Source organism: Clostridium folliculivorans (genome assembly GCF_024341905.1).
GTDB classification, from domain to species: Bacteria; Bacillota; Clostridia; order Clostridiales; family Clostridiaceae; genus Clostridium_AR; species Clostridium_AR folliculivorans.
Genome location: NZ_BQXY01000001.1, coordinates 602388 through 623803 on the forward strand (window position 1 = coordinate 602388; position 21416 = coordinate 623803).

The 21416-nt window shown below is 32.6% G+C and carries 15 protein-coding genes; 12 read left to right on the forward strand and 3 right to left on the reverse strand.

The genetic code is table 11. The features are described 5' to 3' along the window. Positions 1-17: 17 nt before the first annotated feature. Positions 18-2681 carry a DEAD/DEAH box helicase gene (locus OCU55_RS02640; protein ID WP_261850761.1) on the forward strand — a complete coding sequence of 888 codons (2664 nt, stop codon included), beginning with the start codon at positions 18-20 and terminating at the stop codon, positions 2679-2681. Positions 2682-2690: 9 nt separating this feature from the next. After that, positions 2691-4808 carry an ATP-dependent helicase gene (locus OCU55_RS02645; protein ID WP_261850762.1) on the forward strand — a complete coding sequence of 706 codons (2118 nt, stop codon included), beginning with the start codon at positions 2691-2693 and terminating at the stop codon, positions 4806-4808. Between the two features lie 173 nt (positions 4809-4981). On the opposite strand, the gene OCU55_RS02650 is transcribed toward OCU55_RS02645, so the two are convergent. Both OCU55_RS02650 and OCU55_RS02655 read right to left on the reverse strand, forming a co-directional pair. Beyond that, positions 4982-5908, reverse strand: a complete 927-nt coding sequence (locus tag OCU55_RS02650; protein WP_261850763.1) for a DUF2935 domain-containing protein — start codon at positions 5906-5908, stop codon at positions 4982-4984. 215 nt (positions 5909-6123) lie between these two features. Beyond that, positions 6124-6549: a flavin reductase gene (locus OCU55_RS02655; RefSeq protein WP_261850764.1), complete on the reverse strand. Its 426-nt coding sequence runs from the start codon at positions 6547-6549 to the stop codon at positions 6124-6126. Between the two features lie 388 nt (positions 6550-6937). On the opposite strand from OCU55_RS02655, the gene OCU55_RS02660 reads away from it, so the two are divergent. From OCU55_RS02660 to OCU55_RS02700, 9 genes are all read left to right on the forward strand, one after another. Beyond that, complete coding sequence (locus OCU55_RS02660; RefSeq protein WP_261850765.1) at positions 6938-7867, forward strand: ArsR/SmtB family transcription factor; 930 nt, start codon at positions 6938-6940, stop codon at positions 7865-7867. Between the two features lie 307 nt (positions 7868-8174). Continuing rightward, positions 8175-9188: an acyltransferase family protein gene (locus OCU55_RS02665; protein WP_261850766.1), complete on the forward strand. Its 1014-nt coding sequence runs from the start codon at positions 8175-8177 to the stop codon at positions 9186-9188. A gap of 110 nt (positions 9189-9298) precedes the next feature. Then, a complete protein-coding gene (locus tag OCU55_RS02670; protein WP_261850767.1) occupies positions 9299-10564 on the forward strand; it encodes an extracellular solute-binding protein in 1266 nt (421 codons plus the stop codon). Between the two features lie 254 nt (positions 10565-10818). Continuing rightward, positions 10819-11688 (forward strand): carbohydrate ABC transporter permease, encoded by an 870-nt coding sequence (locus OCU55_RS02675; RefSeq protein ID WP_261850768.1) that lies wholly within the window; start codon positions 10819-10821, stop codon positions 11686-11688. A gap of 18 nt (positions 11689-11706) precedes the next feature. Next, positions 11707-12549 (forward strand): carbohydrate ABC transporter permease, encoded by an 843-nt coding sequence (locus OCU55_RS02680; protein ID WP_261850769.1) that lies wholly within the window; start codon positions 11707-11709, stop codon positions 12547-12549. 33 nt (positions 12550-12582) lie between these two features. Continuing rightward, on the forward strand, positions 12583-14355 hold the full coding sequence (locus OCU55_RS02685) for a glycoside hydrolase family 2 protein (protein WP_261850770.1): 1773 nt from the start codon (positions 12583-12585) through the stop codon (positions 14353-14355). A gap of 348 nt (positions 14356-14703) precedes the next feature. Beyond that, the gene (locus OCU55_RS02690) at positions 14704-15105 is read left to right on the forward strand and encodes a hypothetical protein (RefSeq protein WP_261850771.1); all 402 of its coding nucleotides are present in this window, start codon (positions 14704-14706) and stop codon (positions 15103-15105) included. A gap of 379 nt (positions 15106-15484) precedes the next feature. Beyond that, on the forward strand, positions 15485-15859 hold the full coding sequence (locus OCU55_RS02695) for a hypothetical protein (RefSeq protein WP_261850772.1): 375 nt from the start codon (positions 15485-15487) through the stop codon (positions 15857-15859). 27 nt (positions 15860-15886) lie between these two features. After that, positions 15887-16690: a coiled-coil domain-containing protein gene (locus OCU55_RS02700; RefSeq protein WP_261850773.1), complete on the forward strand. Its 804-nt coding sequence runs from the start codon at positions 15887-15889 to the stop codon at positions 16688-16690. Positions 16691-16809: 119 nt separating this feature from the next. On the opposite strand, the gene OCU55_RS02705 is transcribed toward OCU55_RS02700, so the two are convergent. Beyond that, complete coding sequence (locus OCU55_RS02705; protein WP_261850774.1) at positions 16810-17856, reverse strand: glycoside hydrolase family 43 protein; 1047 nt, start codon at positions 17854-17856, stop codon at positions 16810-16812. Positions 17857-18257: 401 nt separating this feature from the next. On the opposite strand from OCU55_RS02705, the gene OCU55_RS02710 reads away from it, so the two are divergent. Next, the gene (locus tag OCU55_RS02710; protein ID WP_261850775.1) at positions 18258-21389 is read left to right on the forward strand and encodes an alpha-mannosidase; all 3132 of its coding nucleotides are present in this window, start codon (positions 18258-18260) and stop codon (positions 21387-21389) included. Positions 21390-21416: the final 27 nt, after the last annotated feature.

Below are 21416 nucleotides of genomic sequence, written 5' to 3' on the forward strand. Positions count from 1 at the left end.
GAATAGGAGCAATTCCAATGAATATAGATGATTTAATTATATACAATAAAACCATACCTAAAAGAGAAGCAAAGTATGCAGATTTTCCAAGTAACTTATCACAGGAACTTTGTGGATATCTTTCTGAAAAAGGAATTGATAAACTATATTGTCATCAGGCAGAAATGTTTGAAAAGTCAATGGAACGAAACAATATTGTAATAACAACATCAACAGCAAGTGGAAAAACTCTTAGTTTTTTGCTGCCAGTTATTAATGAGATTTTATCAAATCCTCTTGCAAGAGCGGTTTTTATATATCCTACAAAAGCTCTAGCAAGTGATCAATACCGTGCCATCCTGCCTTACTTAGAATATTTCGGAGATAACAGGATTTCAGCAGGAGTATATGATGGAGATACCACTGTAAATGAAAGAAGCAGAATCAGAAAAAATGCCAACATTATATTAACAAATCCGGAAATGATAAATGCTGCATTTCTACCGAACCACAGTAAGTTTGGATTTGATTTTATATTTTCTAATCTAAAGTATGTAGTAATTGATGAACTTCATACATATAGAGGTGCCTTTGGATCACATGTTGCCAATGTATTTCGAAGACTAGGAAGAATATGCAGATATTATAATTCATCACCACAATATCTATGTAGTTCGGCAACTATAGCTAATCCTGTTGAACTGGCAGAAGAAATCTGCGGGCAAAAATTTATTAGAGTAGATAAGGATGGTTCACCAGCTGCAAAAAGGAAATATATGCTTGTACAACCGCCAAAGATTATGGGCAATGATAAAAAATATTATGGGCAAGTTCAGACAACTACAGTTGCTGCTGATTTAATACCTGACTTAGTAGAAAATGATAATAGTTTTATTGCCTTTGCGAAGTCAAGAAGAAACGTGGAAGTTGTATTAAAAGAATCAAGAGATAAATTAGAAACGGAAAATTTTTTTGGAGCGTCCTTAGCAGATAAGATATCTGGATATAGGGGAGGTTATACACCATTAGAGCGAAAAGAAATTGAAAACAAAATGATCACCGGAGTTTTACGAGGATTAATATCTACTAATGCTCTAGAACTAGGTATAGATATTGGGAAGATTGATACTACAGTGATTGTAGGATATCCGGGAACAAGAGCATCTTTCTGGCAGCAGACAGGGAGAGCTGGTAGAAGTGGAAGTGAATGCACCAATTATTTGATTCTTGATGGTCTACCTTTTGATCAGTACATAGGTGTTAATCCAGATTGGCTTTTTAAAAGCGGAAGTGAAAATGCAGTGATTGATAAAAATAATCTTCTGATAGAGTTAGCACACATACGTGCTGCGGCGGCTGAAATACCATTAACCTTGGATGATATTTCGATTTTTCCTGATCTCGGAGAAACAATTCCAGTTTTAATAAGAGCAAAGGAGTTGATAAATCAGAGTGGAAAGTTTGCATGGAGCGGTAATTCCTTCCCTGCAGGAGATTTTAGTTTAAGAAACATTGATAAGTTTCGATACAAACTTATTAATAAAGAAAATAATAAAGAAGTTACTGAAATGGATGAAATGCAGGCCTTTCGTGAAATTCATAATGGAGCGATTTACATGCATGATGGTATTCAGTATCAGGTTATCAAACTTGATTTGGAAAGTAAAACTGCATTTTGTATACCTTTTAATGGAAACTATTATACAATGCCAGGAGCCAATACAGATATCAGGATTATTCAAGGCAATAAGGAAATGGAGTATAGCCGTGTAAAGGTTGCTTTTGGTGATGTAAATGTTAATGAAGTAGTTTATATGTATAAGAAATTGCAGTTTCACAATCATCAGAACTTAGGTTTTGAACATTTAGAAAAACCATTATCTAAGGACTTTGATACGGAAAGTACTTGGATAAGAATTCCGGATAATGTTGTTATGGTGTATAGAAGATTGCTTCAGGAGAGTCAAAATGGCATGATCATAAGAAATAATCATTTTGAGGGTTTGTGTTATGCTGTTAAAAATGCAGCAATGATGTCTACTATGACAGAACAGGAAGATATGGGTGTTGTAATGTCTAACAATGCCATAGAAATAAGTGAAAATTTTAATGATGAAGTATATATGTTTGTTTATGATAAATATATAGGTGGACTAGGGTATGCGGAAAAAGTATTTGATTTAACTGCGCAGATTGTTGAAGCTGCAATTAAGATGGTGGGTGGATGCAAGTGTGAAGGTGGTTGCGCTGCGTGCATCGGTGATTATAAATTGGATAAAGCCATGGTTCTGTGGGGATTAAAGAATTTATTAGAAGAAATTGAAGCTCCGAAGGGTATTAAGCTGATTGAATACGCTCCATCAACATTTATTAAAAAACAATTTCAATTTAATGAGCTTAAGGAAAAATGGCAAGAGTTCTGTGAATATATGCAGGAAAATGGAGACTCATTTGCGAAGTTCTTAAGCACAATTACTGAGGTGGAGATAGATAATCGCACTTTAACTTTAGTTTTGCAGAATGCTTTTTATAAAGAATGGGCAATGGAAGAAACTAATAGAAAAAGTATAATAAACATTATCTCCTTTCATACAGATGCTCCCTCGGGCCTTCAATTAAAAGTAAGACTTGAAGACACAGCCGATGATAGAAAAAATGTAAAGAATAAATTGCAAAGAAGATATGAAGATCTTGTGGAATAGGAGGCTTTCATGCATTACCAAAAAGAAATAGATAGATTAAATGAATATCAAAAAGAAGCGGTTTTAGATGAAAGTGATGCATGTATTGTAAATGCAAACGTAGGAAGCGGAAAAACAACAGTACTTATTTCAAAGATTGTATATCTTCACTATGCAAAAAATATCAGTTATAAAGACATGATTGTATTAACCTTTACCAATAAAGCTGCAAATGAAATAAAAGAAAGGCTACTCGCTTTAGACGATAGTATTCAATTAGATGAATTAAAGGGATTTGGAACCTTTCATAGTGTTGCTCTTCATTTACTTAAAGACAGATTATCTGTTGAAAAGATAGGATATACAAAGGGTTTTTTAGTAATAGAGCCTGAAGAAGAGTTAGATATTGCTATGGAAATCATACAGGAAGAAAAGCTAACAATTAAGTATAAAAACAGACTGAAAAAACGATTGGAACAGGCAAATGCTATAGAGAGGGAAGAAGAAAAAATCTCTAAGTATAGCGACGATATATTTAAGCTGGTTCAGCTATTGATAGAAGAAAAAATAAAACAAAACAAAATGTCCTTTTCAGATATATTGGAAAGTGTAAATATTTTATTGGAGGATACTATAATAACTCCAAAGTGGATTATTATTGATGAGGTTCAAGACAGCGATAATAAGCAGCTTGAGTTTATTGATAGATTAAAAGGTTCAGATGCTAAATTGTTTGCAGTAGGTGACCCTAATCAGGTTATTTATAGTTGGCGCGGAAGTACGCTTAATGTATTTTATACATTAAAACATAGATATAAAGCTAAAGAACTATCTCTTCCAATTAATTACCGATCTAGTAGTTCTATCTTAGAAGCGGCTAGATGTTTTCTTCTAGATGGAAGTGAATTAAAAGGAATACGTGAATCGGGAAATAAGATCATAGTGAAAAATCAGTATAATTCATTTAATGAAGCTTGTTACCTTGTTGATAGAATTAAGGAAATACATAACTCTGGTGTAAGGTATAGTGACATTGCTATTTTTTACAGATTGCAGAATCAGTCTCAGGTTTTTGAAGGTGTGTTTTCGAAAAATAATATTCCTTATGAAGTATCTATGAAGAAAAATATACGTGATATTCCAGTACTTAACTGGATGATTAAACTATTTCGTTTTGCGGTAAATCCTAATGATTCATCATCTGGAGTATATGTTCTTAGCAATAAAGATTATGGTGAACGAATAAAAGAAGCTACAGCGAGAAAAATTGTGAGAGAGCAGAATATAGAAAAATCAGAACTATATATGAAAATGTATAAATTTCTTAACGAATGCTCGGAAATAATCAAATCTGAAGAGATATATGACTATTTTGAATTTGATAAATATATAAGGCCAACGGCTTCCACTTATAAAGAAGATAAAGAAGCTATTTGTACTTTGCTTAATATTATTATGACATATGTGCAAGAAAAGCAAATGAAATTTCTTGATGGACTTAGAGATTTCGTAAACTCTTCTGCTTTATATGGTGTTAATATACTGCAGAAGGATATAAGTAGTGATACGGATTCAATTAAGCTTATGACTTTGCATGCCTCTAAGGGGCTAGAGTTTTCGTATGTATTTATTACAGGTGTAAATTATGGATTGATTCCATTGAGTACAAGGGATATTGAAGAAGAAGAGGAAATGAGGTTGTTTTTTGTTGGTATTACGAGAGCAAAGGATTATCTAGAACTTTCCTATTATACAAATCCAGATTATCAAAGGGTAGCTTCAGGAGAAAGTAGATATATTCATATGATACCATCTAAACTTATAGAGAGTGAAGATGTTAAAAGTTCTAATGTTAATTTGAAAGAGCTTAAAAAGCAGATTCAGGAAGCAAAAAATGAATACAAGAAAGAAGAAGCAGCAAATGAAGCAGTAGTTCGAGAAGTAATGGAAGTAACTGAATCGGAAATTGAGGCGGCAGTTGGGATAGATATTGAAACAGTAAATGAAGAAGAAGTAAAACTTGCGCGTCATAAAAAATATGGCACAGGAAAAGTACTTAAAGAAGATGATATGATGATCGAAGTAGAGTTTGAGAATTACGGAGTGAAAGAATTTATAAAAGCTTTTAGTGAACTTGAATTTTTGTAAATATATTAAAACCTCAGCTTTCTAATGAGAGCAGGTTTTGAACATATAAGCTTTATTGTTATATACCGATTTTCTTAAATTATAATTACCTTAATTAAGGTCTCTGAAGAAGGTTGTTTCAGAGACCCTTTTATTGAATTATATGATTAGGAAAAATACAAAATATAATGTACTTACATAGATTTGCTGAATATTTTCAATAATCGTAAATAATGGTTTGCTTCACGCAATGTATGATCCGCAAGTAGTGGTATTATAATAGATTTAATTTTACATTCTAATAATCCATTGGTTCCTTGAGCTTTGAATTTACTAATTTCTAAAGTTGCATTAAGACTATCCTCTGTTACTTTTGCAATTGGAATTGTTTGTTCCATAGCCTCTTTTGCCTCAGAGGTCAATTGGTCAAACTCTTCTCCGAAGTTTTCTGCAGTTTTAATAAGTTCCTTTTCTGTTGGATCAAGAAGTCCGTGGATAAATTTAGAGTGTTCAGCCATAATTCTGTTCCAGAAAGTCTCTTGTATATAAGCTTCTTTTTCTAGATCAATTTCTTCGTGATTCTGTAGTTTTTGAATAATGTTAGAATAAAATTTGGCTTCTCTTAAAATATGGTCTATAAGTAAAGGATAATTACCTGTGAATATTTTGCAGGATAAGATGTCTGATAGTAGCATAGTTTTAAATTGTATTAAAGAATTTACTAAGGTCATAATTCTGTGATTAAGCGAGAATACTCTTTGTTCAAGAATGGAACTATCAATTTTGAAAGTGTCTCCTACTAAGTTGCCTTCTGCTTCAGTTAAGTTGACAGCGATATTTACTCCGGTGTAATATGCTGAGGCCCTTTCAGCTTTTAACGTAAATGGTGTGATTACTTCTCCAGAGCGTAATACTTCAGAGCTAACAACGCCATTAGACAATGAAATGGCTTCTGCTAGAAGTCTGTCAAATTCCATACGAAAGTTATCAGCGTGCATCAAATAATTAGAATCTTTTTGGGTGAAATTGATTTGCAAAAAGAATGAGTGTTCTTTCATGATACGTGTGAAAAAAAGATGTAACTCTAGTGATTGTCTTATGAAATCACCACGTGATAGCATATTAAAATCTCCTCTAATAATTTGCTTCAATATTATATTATTAAAGAATGATTAATATGATACTCCAAATAGAGGCTTTTTAAAGATATGAAAAAGTTATTCATTATATAATGTTGTAAGATAATTAAATTGTAAATAAATAACCGCACACTTCTTTATTTTGGTGTGCGGTTAAAATGATATGCTATAAATTGCATTGTGATATATTTGTGTTTTTATAAAGTATATTTTTTAGTATCATTACTTTCAAAGGATTTTACAAGGCCGTAGATTAAATTATCTTGCTCGATTCCTTCAAGATGCAATACATCTAAAACTTCTACAACCATACAATTGGTCGCATCATCTATCAATATTGCAGAATCGTTAACTGTATAGTTGATATTTGCGAATTTATCTGCATCATCAGAATGACTATTGCCAAGTGCATCAACTACATCTTGTTGGTTTTCATTTAATGCACTAACCCCAATGATATCGCCCTTGCTGATATTCTTTCCAGTTACACTTTGAGCACCTAGCAGCATTAGAACTTTATCGTAATCTGCCTGCATTGACCATGCACATATCATACCGTATTTCTTTTCATTTTTTATAAAGCTAATAGCATTAGCTCCGTAATTAAAAGCACTAAGATTCATTTTTTAGCTCCTTACAATTTTTTATTTATTATAATTATACCAATTTATATGGAAAAATACACATTGAGGTTTACTTATGGCGTTAAAGCTTCTTTTGATTTTAACACGTTGCTAGTCGATAGTGGTGCAAAGAAAGTTATGGATATCAGCAAAAAGCATATTATAAATCAGAATAAATTTGAATTTTCTATTAACTAGTAGAAGTCTTAAATAAGACTTGTTATACTTATATTTAAACATACCAAAAAATATGGAATAAAGTTAAAAATGTGAAATAAATACCTTGATTTTCCAATAAATTAAATATATAATAAAGGTGTAATAAAACATAAATATTGTAATAAAGTATTTTGTTTGATGTTGCATACACGGAAGGGAAGATAAATCAATGAGTAAGATTGTAGATTTGGATTTAGAAAGAAGCGATGAGTTGTACAACATAGCTAAAGCTTTAGCTTCTGAAGTTAGATTAGAAATAATAAAACTTTTGAATTATAACAGTCATAATGTAAACGAAATTGCTGAAAAGCTTAATATACCTACTTCAACTGCTGCACTAAATGTAAAAATTCTTGAGGATGCTGGTATTATTAATACAGAACTGCAACCTGGAGTAAGGGGATCTATGAAAGTATGCAGCAGGAAAATGGATAAAATAAACATACAACTTGATACCGTGAATCTGCATTCGCAAGATAATTCTTTCTATATTAATATGCCGCTTGGAAACTTTGTTGATTGTGAAGTTAGTCCTACATGTGGTATGGTGAATGAAAATGGATTTATAGATTCAGAAGACGATCCTAGAAGATTCTATAATCCAATGAGAACAACAGCTCAACTTATTTGGTTCTACAAAGGTTATATAGAATACCGTTTTCCGAATAATGTTCTTCAGCTAGGAAAAGAAAAATTATTTGAAGTATCCATGGAAATATGTTCTGAAGCGCCTAATTATAGAAACAACTGGCCTTCGGATATAACAATGTGGGTAAATGGAATAGAAGTCGGAACTTGGACTAGTCCAGGGGATTTTGGTGGTCGAAGAGGAAGATTAAATCCTGTATGGTGGTCTGATGGTTGTACTCAGTACGGAATGTTGAAAACCTGGAGAGTTAACAAGGAAGGATCTTTCATAGATGAAACTAGAATATCAAGTGTTAAAATTGAGGATTTAAAGCTTAAAGATGATAAATTTATAACTGTTCGAATTGGAATAAAGGAAGATGCTGAACATGTAGGTGGAGTAAATATCTTTGGTGAAAAGTTTGGCGATTACGAACAGAATATAGTTATGAGAATAGATTACAGTATGTAGGATATAGACGATATTTGAAAGTTTTTTAAGCTCTCACCATTTTTTGGTGAGAGTGGCAGAACTAGTATATTTAATTCAAAGTGGTACATGCGGAGAGAGGTTTGAGTAATAAAATGTAGTATTTTTTTACTTAATCCTACATAAAAATTATTATATTACAATAAATATGGTTTATATTGCTGTTTTTATGAAAAGTATATAGTAGGTAAACTTATAAAAACAATTTTAATGAAAACGATGTCAAAAGCTGATGGAGATAACGTTGATTGTGTTAAATTTACCAAGTTATAAAAACAAGAGGTGTACGATGGAAAGAAATTTTTCAATAGATATATTTAAAGGACTTCTGGTTATTGGGATGGTTTTGGTGCATATAATGCAATTTTTTTCAGATCCATCTATATCACCCTCGGTAGAATATGTAATTAATATAGGAAATGTAATCACTTTTTCTGGGTTTGTATTTTGCTTTGGGTATGTTGCTGAAATTTCTTATTTGGAAAAAGATTTGAAGAATGTATATAAAAAAATAATAAAAAACAGTATAAAAACATTAATAGCATTTTATGTTTCTGGCAGTGCATTTCAGTTATTTGTGGCAGGTAATCCAATTGAATGGAATACTTTTAAGGAAATCCTTCTATTAAATACTATGCCAGGATGGTCAGAATTTTTAGCTTCTTTTGCTTATTTTAGTTTTGTGACCTTAATACTTTTTGTTCCTTTTAAAAAAGTTCTAAGTAACAAAATTTTATTTTGGATAATTTTCTTTAGCTTATTTTCAACTTGTTTTATACCATATGAAAAGGTAACAATTAATCAATTAGGCGTACTTATTGGAACTAATAAATTTGCTGCTTTCCCTGTGCTGCAGTATATGCCTTTTTATATGTTAGGAATGTACTTTGAAAAATATGACATAAAGTTCAATTTAGCCTTTGCAGGAGGCGCGCTATTATTAAGTGTGTACCCTCTATACGAGATAATTGTTTTAAAAGCACCTCCTTGCAGATTCCCCCCTTCAGTATCATGGATAGTAGCACCTATGTTTATATTATATTTGTACTATCTGGCAGCTATCATGCTTGAAAGATTTGCTCTATATTTAAGTCCTATTATAGCTTTTGGACAAAATGTACTCTTTTGTTTAGTAGTAAGCAACATATTCATTTTCACTCTAGATTCAAAGTTCAATAAATTAACACTGAAGCCTTTACAATGCATATATATGGAGTTGATTTTTTTAGCTGTAGTATATTACTTAGTATCAATAGTATCAAAGGTAAAGAAATCATATGGTAATATTATTAAAACGTCTTAGTGGACAAGACTCTAACTAATTAGTAAATACAAATTTTTTTGCTTGTATACGTAAACCTTATCATAGATTTACGTTTAAATATACAATACATTATTTTTGGAGGAGATATTATGAATCGTAAAATTAAAACAATCCTTAGCGTTGTGCTTTCGACCTTAACTATTACCTCGTTATTTGCTGGATGCGGTAAAGGAGGCAGTTCTGCCACTTCAGCATCTACATCAAAGAATGAAATCGTACTTTGGACACCACTTACAGGCCCAGATGGTGACACAATGACTTCAATAATAGCTGAGTATAATAAGACAAATCCAAAATATAAAGTTAAACACGTACCTATAGAAGCAAATGATATGTATACAAAGATACCTAGTGTTGTAAGCTCAGGTAAAAATGTTCCTGATTTAACTATTGTACATGCTGAAAGAATTCCTTTATTTGTGAAAAATGATATGTTAGTTTCTTATGATGATGCTATATCTAAGGATGGAAATAACATTAAAGAAGAGAATTATCTAAAAGAGGGATGGAGAGTTGGAACTATAGATAACAAGAGATATGGTGTTCCACTAGATGTTCACTCATATATTACTTACTACAATCCAGATTTATTAGCTAAATATGGCCCTCATGTACTTGACGACGGAGTTATAACAATGGATGAAGTTAAAGAAGTAGGAGAAGCTGCTAAGAAGGATAAAATTGCAGCAATAGGCGTTGACTGGATGAGAGTTATGACATTAGCTTGGATAAAGCAATTAGGTGGAGATATAACTTCTGATGGAACAAAGCCAACTGTTAATACTCCTCAAGCTGAGAAAGCATTAACAACAATGAAGAGCTTTGTTACAGATAAGATTGCAACACAAGATGGTGATGATCCGCAACAATTATTTATGAATGGAAAATTAGTTTTCTGGCCAGAAGGAATTTGGATGCGTAATGGGTTAAAAGATGCAAAAGCACCTTGGAAAATGACTAATTTTATAACTTTTGACAAGAACAAGCTTGTTAACTGGTCATCTTCTCACAACTTTGTAATGTTTAAAAATCCAGCAAGAGATGCAGATAAGACACAGGGAATTTTAGACTTCTTAAAATGGCTACAAGCTAATTCATTAAAATGGGCTACTGATGCAGGTCAAAACCCAGCTTCAATGGCAGTTCAAACAAGTGCTGAATTTGCAAAGGAGCCACAAGCTTTCTTAGCTAAAGAACCAGAGGCTCTTCATGTATTCAACTATCAATACTACGGATATGTAGCTGAGTCCCTTGATAAGATTGTATTAGATACAGTTTTTGGCAAGATGGATATTAAGAAAGGACTAGAACAAGCGCAAAAGGAAACAGAAGACAGAATAGCTAGCGGCAAGTAGTTATAGTACTTAGTGAGTGTGTTGAAATTAAGGTATTCTCTTCTGTAGAACTATCTTAATTTCAACAATATTATTATAGATGTACCAGTTCGAACCGAAATCAATTTTTAAAACTTTCACGAGTTCTGGTGAGAGAATTTTAAAATATAAGTTTTATTACGAAGTGGTGCATCCATGAATAATATTTTTGGCTAGAAATATATTTTAAAAACTTCTTAAATACAACTCTATATTAGGTGAGGTGAAACAATGTAATGGAGAAAAGGAAGTACACACCATATGTGTTTATAGCGCCGCATTTGATTCTATTTATAGTTTTTTTTGGCATTCCAGCTATATTCGGAATATTAATTTCTTTTACTCAATGGAATCTTATGGGTACTCCTCAGTGGGTAGGACTTAAAAATTATGCTGAAATATTAGCTAATTCTAAGTCAACATTTTATACTCAATTTCATAATGGATTAAAGAACACTCTTACTTTTACTTTGTTCAGTGTGCCTTTTTGTGTAATAGTTCCGTTATTGTTGGCTGCAGCTCTTAATGCAAAGCCTAAGGGACATAAAATATTCCAATCTATATTTTACCTTCCAACCCTTTTTTCAATTTCATCAGTGATATTGGCTTGGGGATTTTTGTTTAATAAAAATTTTGGACCAATAAATAAGATTTTAGGTCAGTCCATCAATTGGGGTGGAATCCAACCATATGTATGGATTGCTATTATAACTATCACTGTTTGGTGGTATATAGGTGGAAATATGGTTATATATCAAGCAGCCATAGCAGGTGTACCGGCAGATTTATATGAAGCCGCGTCGCTTGATGGAGCTGGAGCTGTGATGAAGTTCCTAAAAATCACGTTACCTTCAATAAAAAATCAACTTGCGTATACTCTTGTTATGACAACTATAGCTCAGCTTAATATATATGGACAGCCTCTAATGTTCAGTAAGGGAGGACCTGCAGGTTCAACCTCTGTACTTTTGATGTATATAAGACAAACAGCATTTGGTACTGGTGAATCAATCGCTGGTATAGCATCTGCCATGGCAGTTATGCTTGGATTATGTATAGTTTTTGTCGCATCACTGCAATTCTACTTTCTTAGAGATAAAGATTAATTAAAGAGGTGATGAAGAATGATATGGATTAAAAAGAAGGGGCCAAAAGTTGCCGCGTTTATATTCCTTTTTGCAATGGCACTTATTTGGATACTTCCAGTCTTATATGCAGTATTATCTTCGTTTAAATCAAACGTGGAAATCAATTCAATAGGTTACAAATTACTTCCTCAGCAGTGGATTGTGGAAAACTATGTTAAGGTGTTAACTAATTTTGATAGTGCGCCTATAGTTAGATGGTTTTTGAACTCCTTACTTATAGCAGTATCTCAAACTGTTTTAGTTTTAATAATAGCTTCTTCTGCAGCTTATGCATACTCAAGGCTTAAGTTCAAAGGAAGGGATTTTATATTCTGGATTCTCTTAAGTACTATGATGTTTCCAAGTATAGTAAATCTTATTCCATTATACAAAATAGTAAGCATGTTTAACTGGATAGACACACCTCTTGCTATTATAGTTCCAGGTGTCTCAGGTGTATTTAACATATTTTTAATAAAGCAGTTTATGGTAAGCATACCTAAAGAATACGATGAATCAGCAAGAATAGATGGTGCTAGTGATTTTCAAATATATTTTAAAGTAATATTACCACTTATAAGACCTGTATTAACAGTGGTAGCGTTATTTACTTTTACTGGAGCTTGGAATGACTTTTTATGGCCATCAATTGTATACAATAATATTGAAAACTTGCCATTAACCCCTGCTTTACAGCTTTTTCAGGGGATGTATGTAACAGATTATGGTCGTCTAACTACTTCAGCAGTTATAGCCATAATACCAACATTTATCTTATATTTATTTACTCAAAAGTATTTCTTAGAAGGACTTAATTTATCATCTGGTATCAAGGGATAGAATAAAAACAAAACAACAATAGGAGGAACCGATATGGCAATAAATAATGTTAGAAATGAACATCCACGTCCAAGCTTTGAAAGGAAAACTTGGTTAAATTTAAATGGAGATTGGGATTTCGAATATGATGATAATGATTTAGGGTTAAAAAGTAAATGGTACCAAAATAAATCTTTTAGTAAAAAAATAGTGGTACCTTATGTGTTCCAAAGTGAGCTTTCTGGTATAAATGAACAAGCGGTTCATGACATTGTATGGTACTCAAGAGAGCTTAATATACCAGAAGAACTAAAAAATAAGAGAATAAATCTTCATTTTGGTGCTGTTGATTATAAAGCAGATGTGTGGGTAAATGGAAATCATGTTATAACTCACGAAGGAGGACATGTTCCTTTTTCTGTAGAAATTACTGATCTACTTAAAGATAGTGGAAATAAATTAGTGGTTAGGGTAGAAGATTATACTTATGATTTAGAACTTCCTAGAGGTAAGCAATACTGGAAAGAAAAATCAGAAGGAATATTTTATACTAGAACAACAGGAATATGGCAAACTGTATGGCTTGAGGCTGTTTCAGAAAATTATTTAAAGAATACGTGGATTACTCCGGACCTTGATAATAAAAAGGTGCATGTAGAGTATGAGTTAGATAGGGGTTCCAGTAACACATGTTTAGAGGTTACAATAACATTAAGAGGAAAAATTATTGTTCAAGATAGAATAAGTATAATAAATGGAAGAGGAAAAAGAGATTTCTGGCTAGATCAGAATATTACTATAGATTGGAATCATCAAGAATCCTGGGCTTGGACCCCTGAAAATCCAGTGCTTTTCGATATCAATTTCAAGGTTATAGTTGATGATGAATGTATTGATGAGGTTACATCTTACTTTGGACTCCGAAAAGTTTCTATAGTCTCAGGAAAGTTTATGTTAAATAATAGACCTTATTTTCAAAAGATGTTATTAGATCAAGGCTATTGGGAAAAGTCATTGTTGACTGCGCCTAGTGATGAAGATTTTGTGAAAGATATAAAGCTAAGCAAGGCTATGGGTTTTAACGGTGTTAGAAAACATCAGAAAATTGAAGATCCTAGATACCTTTATTGGGCAGATAAACTTGGTTTTCTTGTTTGGGGTGAGATAGCTAGTGCATATAATTATTCGAGAATATATGTTGAACGTATCACTAAAGAATGGATGGAAATGATAAAACGCGATTATAATCATCCTTGCATAGTGGCGTGGACTCCTTTAAATGAATCGTGGGGAGTTGAGGGGATAATGAATAATAAAGCTGAACAGGCTCATTCGGCATCTATGTATTGGTTAACCAAATCATTAGACCAAACAAGGCCAGTTATATCAAACGATGGATGGGATCATACCAAAACTGATCTTCTTACAATCCATGATTACGAATGGAAAAACGAAGTTTTGAAAGATAGGTATTCATCTTTAGATAGTATAATTAATTCTACACCATCAGGAAGGACTATACTTGCTCAAGGATGGGAATATGAAGGACAGCCAATTATCGTATCTGAAATGGGTGGAATATCTTATCAAAAGAGTGATTGGAAGGGATGGGGATACTCATCAGCATCTTCTGATGAAGATTATATTAAGAGATACTATGATGTCATATCTCCGCTACTTGAGTCTCCATTAGTGCAAGGATTTGTATATACCCAAATAACAGATGTAGAACAGGAGATAAATGGATTACTTACTTATAAAAGAGAGCCTAAGGTGGATGTAGATATAATAAAATCTATAAATGAAGGAAAATGGAAACCTAATTAATATTCCTTTGGTGCTGTAAAAGCACCGTGTTGAATTAAGTGGTTATACATCCGATGCTTTAATGAGCCTTAGCAGAGAATTAATATGATTTTGTCATATTCCATGGCTAAAACTGTAAACTCACTTCGTTCGAACAGTACAGTTTCTTAACGCCATCACATCTGAAAAAAACATTTAATTCTAATAGCTCGCTCATATAGCATCTCCTTTATAACTACTTAATTCCAACAATACTCTTAAACATAGCCCCAGTATAAGCATGGCCATCAATAAATCTTAAGCAGTAATCTATAAGGATATATGTAGATTGCTGCTTATGTACATATTGAAAATTGGAGGAGTATGTCTGTGGATAGAAAATTTGAAAAGATACTAGCTTATGTAGGTGGTTCATGGCAGATAATATCAGGATTAATCACTATAATTCCATACTCAACTATGATAAAAAGGCAAGGGTTTAATGTAACAGATGGTTCACAGTTATCTATAAATGCAACTCAGTCTGTTATTGATAGCATATATTCCTTCAGTACAACCATAGGAATATTGTTTGTTGGAATAGGACTGCTTAATTTATATCTATCAAAAAGATTAAAAAGCAGGGAAGTTGAAAAGAAGATTCCTACTTGGTTTATATGTTGCGGAATAATATCTTTATTTGTGATGGATTTCATAAGTTGTGTAGTTTTTGTTGCATCAGGTTTAGTTGCCATGGCTAGGAATAAGTCTATTAGAATAATAAACAATTAGAATGTAGAAAAAAATCATGATAGTCAATGAATAAATAATGTTTATAATCTCTTTAATAAAAATACCCCAAAACAGCGTTAGTACTATATGTGGAATATAGTACTAACGCTGTTTTGGGGTATAAATATTTTATATAATATAGTAAAAGTGAAAATATTTAATATTTAGGATAGGGCTGAAATAAACTTTGAAATAAGATATATGAGCATACCCCATTAAAGGAAAAAGTATTTTCGTATATATCAGCAAAAGAGTTTAGGTGAATATTTAATGTTTAGGATAGGAATAAAGTGAATTTTGAAATAACTATATAAACCTACCCCCTTAAATGGAAAAACGTTTTCGTATATATTAGCAAAAGAGTGTAGGAGAGGATGATATGAAAGGAAAAGTTATTGCATTATTAATAAGTACAGCATTCTTGTTAGTTGGATGTGGCAGTAAAGGGACTTCAAATAATGTTGTACAGGGAAACAAGGCTAGCAGTGCACAATCAAGCACTACTGAAAATAATAAAACCCAGTCAAGTTCAGCGCAAGCAAGTACTGCAACGCAAAACGGCACAAATGGACAAGTCGGATCTAGTGTTACTACAGATTCTAACTCTGCTAAGACTAAAAATGTAAAAGCTTTGACTCAAGATCAAAAATCAGCGGTAAATCAAAAAGTTGGAACAGCGATGAATAATATAAATGATGCATTACAATCAATACAAAATTTACCTGATGTAGATATAAGTGAAGCAAATAAATAGAAAAACAAAAATAGGAGGAATAAATTTATGAAAACAAATAAGGTAGTATCTTTAATTATTGCAGGATTAATGCTTATGCCAAGCACAATGGTGTATGCAAAAGGAAATGACCACCAATCACACGGAAAAAGTTCTCAAGTAAAGCAACAAGTTACTCAAGTTCAAGCTACACAAAGTGATTCCGCTGAAGTAACCCATGGAAAAGGAAATTCTCAATCACAAGATTCAAACGAAAATAGCTTGGGAGCTAGTAAAAAAGAAGAAGCACAATCTAATAGAGACAATAAGAAACAAGAAATAGCAGCATTTAAATCACAAATAAAATCATTACATACACAGATGACAGCTTTGAGACAGCAAATAATCCCTTTACAAAAGGAAGTAGGTCAAAAGAAAGAGCAACTACAGACAATATTACAACAATTGGAGTCTGGAGAAAAAACTTTACCTGCAGATATGTTAAATACTTTAATAACTGAATCTCAAAAGCTTCTTGGTGACGGAAAAGATTTAAAGGCTACTTCTGGAGTTACAAGCGATGCTACTGAGTCTGAAAATAACTTAAAAGGCGGCAAGTTTGGTAATGCTGTTACTTCATTGAACAATGTAATTGCAAAGTTTCAGGCAAGACTTACTGCACTTAAGCAACTTAATATAGACCTTGATGCAATGCTTGCAATAGCTAATCAAGCTACAACTCCAGCACCAACAGACTCAACACAACCATCTACATCAACTGGAGATACTTCAAATGCAACAACTACACAGCCTACAGATAGTACCACTACACAACCTGTAGATAACACAGCTACATCTACTACAGCTAATTAGTAATATAACCCAGTGAAAACAGGTAGATGATTTTTGTATAATATCAAAATATTATAGGTAGAAAAAAAGCAGTTAAGGATAATTAGTAGTTATTCTTAGCTGCTTTTTCATTATATGGGTTAATCCTGCTTGGGTGTACCTGAAGGAGCCTCAATAGGCTTTTTAAGATTAATAGGTTCGCCAAATTTAGGATAATCATTTTCCCAGGTGAATTTTTGAGCTCTAATACTTCGGCCATCCCATCCGCCATTAGCTGCTTCGCAAGCATGATACACAATCCAATCTTCACTGCCATCAGGTGATTTTACAAAGGATGCATGACCTGGACCATATGCAGTTTCGGTTTTAGAAAAAACAGGCCCTGATTTTTTCCAAGAAGAGGGGTTGAGTACATCTCCATCCGTATTAGTTAAAAGACCAAGGCAGTAATCTTCAGTCCAACTTCCGCTGGCAGAGTAAACTATATGGATGGTATTGCCTTTTTTTAATATCTCTGGACCTTCATTTACATAAGGTTGTCCGATTGTCTCCCAAGGTTCTTCAGGCTTAGATAGAAGTATTCTTTTTCCGGATATTGTATATGGATTGCTCATTTCTGCGATATATAAATTTTGGCTTACGTTTGTATCACCGTCCCATCCAGACCAAATAAAATACAATTTACCTTTGTTCTCTAGCACAGTTCCGTCTATGGCCCATTTGTTTGTATCGTCTCCTACTTTACCTTTAAAAATATATTCTCCTTGTGGCTCTTCAGTTTTGCTCTCCAATACATACATTCTATGATTTTCATTTTTTCCACCATCTGCTGCAAAATAGATATACCATTTATTATTTATTAAATGTAATTCAGGTGCCCAAGTTTCTTTTGAATACTCTTTGCCTAAAGGTGATGTCCAAACGTTTACAGGTGTTTCAACATCGATATCTTGAAGTCTCTTAGTTTTAGTTACAAAGATTTTATTGTTTCCATTTGAATAGCAGTAATAGTAATATCCATCTTTTTGTACAACCCAAGGGTCAGCACTTGGAGCAGATCTAATTGGATTTGTAAAAGTTTCTTTCATCTCTTTTTTACCTCCTGCGAAATTATAGGCTAATGTAATTGCTGAGATTAATAACACAGCAAAAATTAACATAAATGCAAACAGTCTAGATTTTTTCATAAAACACCTCCTTCGATACAGTTATATTATAATACATTCTATGGTAAAATATAACATAAATATTACATTAAAACCATAAATTTGGATGTATTTACATTATTAAATTAAAAAAGAGATTTGCATCGATATTGTTATAAAAAATATACGTTAAATGGCTTAATGGTTCAGTTTATATGCTGAATAAAATTGTTCTTTTGTCTAATATTTGAGCATAGAATTGTAGAAGAGCATAAGATTAAAAACTTAGTTTAATGTCCATTTTGAACAATAAATATGTAAATAAACATTTTTTAATTCTAACCAATAACTCATATAACATCTTTTGTGAAAACGCTTAATTTCAATAGTTTATTATTTATATAATCAGACAGTAATTTTTAAATAATGAAAGGAAGAGAGTTATGTATTTTGCTATTGAGAGAATAAAGAGGATTTTATCAGAACTTAAGGATTACATCTGCATTAATAGATTAGACATTGATAACTACAAAATGAAGTCTTGTGGATATAATGAATTTTCACTTCTAAATGAAGAGACAGATCAATGGGATGCTTTTGGAAAAGGACAATTATGGGGAGGTAGGAACAAACACTTTTGGTTTAAAAAAAAGATTATTATACCTAAAGAATATGAAGGGAAAACAGTTGTTTACGAGGTAACTACAGGTAAAGAGGGGGAGTGGGATGCTACAAATCCTCAATTTTTAGTATATGTAAATGGAAGCTTAGCTCAAGGCTTGGATGTTAATCACAGGCAGATTTTGCTGACTGACAATGCAAAGGCAGATGAAAGCTACGAGATTGCATTATATGCATATTCAGGAATGTTAGAAAGTTTAGTGGAGCTAAATACGTTTATTGCCATCCTTGAAAAAGAGACAGAGAAATTATACTATAACATAAAAGTACCGATAGAAGTAGCAGAACTGTTAGAGGAGGATGATAAAAGAAGGATCAATATATTGAGCTTTATGACAGAAGCTGTAAATATGTTGGATATCAGAATAGCTCTAAATGAAAGCTACTATAAGTCTATAGAAGAAGCCAATAAATATTTAGACGAAGAATTCTATAGCAAGTATTGTGGAAATGATGATGTTGTTGAAGTATGCGTTGGACACACTCATATTGATGTAGCTTGGTTGTGGACCTTAGCTCAAACAAGGGAAAAGGCAGCGAGAAGTTTTTCTACAGTTTTAAGATTAATGGAAAAATACCCAGAATATATTTTCATGTCCAGTCAACCTCAGCTATATAAGTTTGTTAAAGAAGATCATCCAGAAATATATGAACACATAAAAGACAAGGTTAAGGAAGGTCGCTGGGAGGTTGAAGGAGCCATGTGGTTGGAAGCTGATTGCAACTTAACCTCTGGAGAATCTTTGGTCAGGCAGATAATCCATGGTAAGAACTTTTTTAAGTGTGAGTTTGGAATAGATAGTAAGCTTTTATGGTTGCCGGATGTTTTTGGATATAGTGCAGCTCTCCCTCAAATTCTACAAAAGAGTGGAGTAAATTACTTTATGACAACAAAGATAAGCTGGAATGAATACAATAAGATGCCATATGATACTTTTACTTGGAGAGGAATAGATGGTTCAGAGGTTTTGACTCATTTTATATCTACAACTGATTATAAAAAAGATGGAAGACCTGGGACGGGCACTACCTACAATGGTAATACTAATGCGTCGCAGATTATGGGCTGCTATCAGAGATATCAGCAGAAGGAGATAAATAGTGAGGTTTTAAATTGCTTTGGATATGGAGATGGTGGTGGAGGTGCAACAAAGGAAATGCTAGAAATGGCAAAGCGTTTCGAAAAAGGTATACCAGGTGCTCCTAAGGTTAAGATGGGAAAAGCTTTAGATTTTTTTAATAACTTAAATGAAAATGTTAAAGAAAATAATAAGCTTCCTAAATGGGTAGGAGAGCTTTATCTTGAATATCATAGAGGAACCTATACTTCAATGGCCAGAAATAAGAGGTATAATAGAAAAACTGAATTCTTAAATTTAGAAGCAGAGATGCTTTCAACCTTGAGTAGTATTGAAGTTGGAACTAAATATCCTACTGATGAACTGAAAGGATGCTGGGAAACTACACTATTAAATCAGTTTCACGATATAATTCCAGGATCATCAATTAAGGAAGTATATGAGGATTCTAAAACACAATATGAAAAAATAAATGAAACCGCAAAGAGAATTATAAATACAGCAGTAGCTAATATCGCTTCAAAACTGGAACTATCAGAAACCTCTGTTGTAGTATTTAACCATTTAGGCTTTTCAAGAAATGATATAGCTGAGTTTGAACTTCCTAGAGGATGGAACAATGCTAAGGTATTTGATGGAGAGAGTCTTATTGAATCCCAGAAAATAGATGATAATAAGATTGTGTTTTATGCACAAAATATACCAGCAAAGGGGTACAAAACCTTTAGCATTAGGAAAACACAGGAAGTAGAGATTGAGGACTCTTTCATTAAAATTGGAACTAAAAACATAGAAACAGAGTTTTTCAAAATACAATTAGATGAGAAGGCCCATTTTATTTCAATATATGACAAGTTAAATGAAAGAGAAGTATTACAAGAAGGGCAAAGAGGAAATGTGATACAGGCTTTTGAAGATAAACCACATAACTGGGATGCTTGGGATATTAATATCTACTATCAAGAGAAGATGTGGGAGATAGATGATGTTTCTAGTATTAAGGTTATAGAAAAGGGAAATGTAAGGTCTTGTTTAGAGATTAGTAGAAAGTTCTTAAATTCCACATTGATTCAAAAGATTTATATATATAAAGACGTTCCAAGGATAGACTTTGAAAATGAAATAGATTGGAAGGAAAGACACATACTTTTGAAAGTAGCTTTTCCAGTAGATGTCCATGCAGATAAGGCCACCTATGAGATACAGTATGGAAATGTAGAAAGGCCTACTCATTGGAATACCAGCTGGGATTATGCTCGTTTTGAAGTATGCGCACACAAATGGGCTGATTTATCTGAGGGAGGATACGGTGTGAGTCTTTTGAACGATTGTAAGTATGGTCATGATATAAAAGATTCTGTGATGAGATTGTCACTTTTGAAATCTCCTTCATATCCTAATATTGATGCAGATAGAGAAATACACAAGTTTACCTACTCTCTTTATCCACATAGTGGAGACTTTAAGGAAGCTGGCACAGCTCAAATGGCATATAATCTTAATAGTCCTCTTACTACAAAAGTGGAGGAAGCTCATAGTGGGAAGTTACCGCTACAAATGTCACTTTTCAGTGTTGATAAAGAAAATGTAATTGTAGAGGTAGCAAAGCAAGCTGAGGGAAGCGAAGATGTTATAGTAAGAATGTACGAGTATCAAAATAAGAGGACAAAAGTAAAGTGTAGTACTTTAAATGTATTTAAAAGTATATTTGAGTGCGACTTGATGGAAAATGACCTTGAAGAAATTGGTATTGAGGATGGAAAGTTTAGTTTTGAAATAAAACCTTATGAGATAAAGACATTCAAGCTTAAGTAGAGAATATAAATTTAATTTACTTTATAG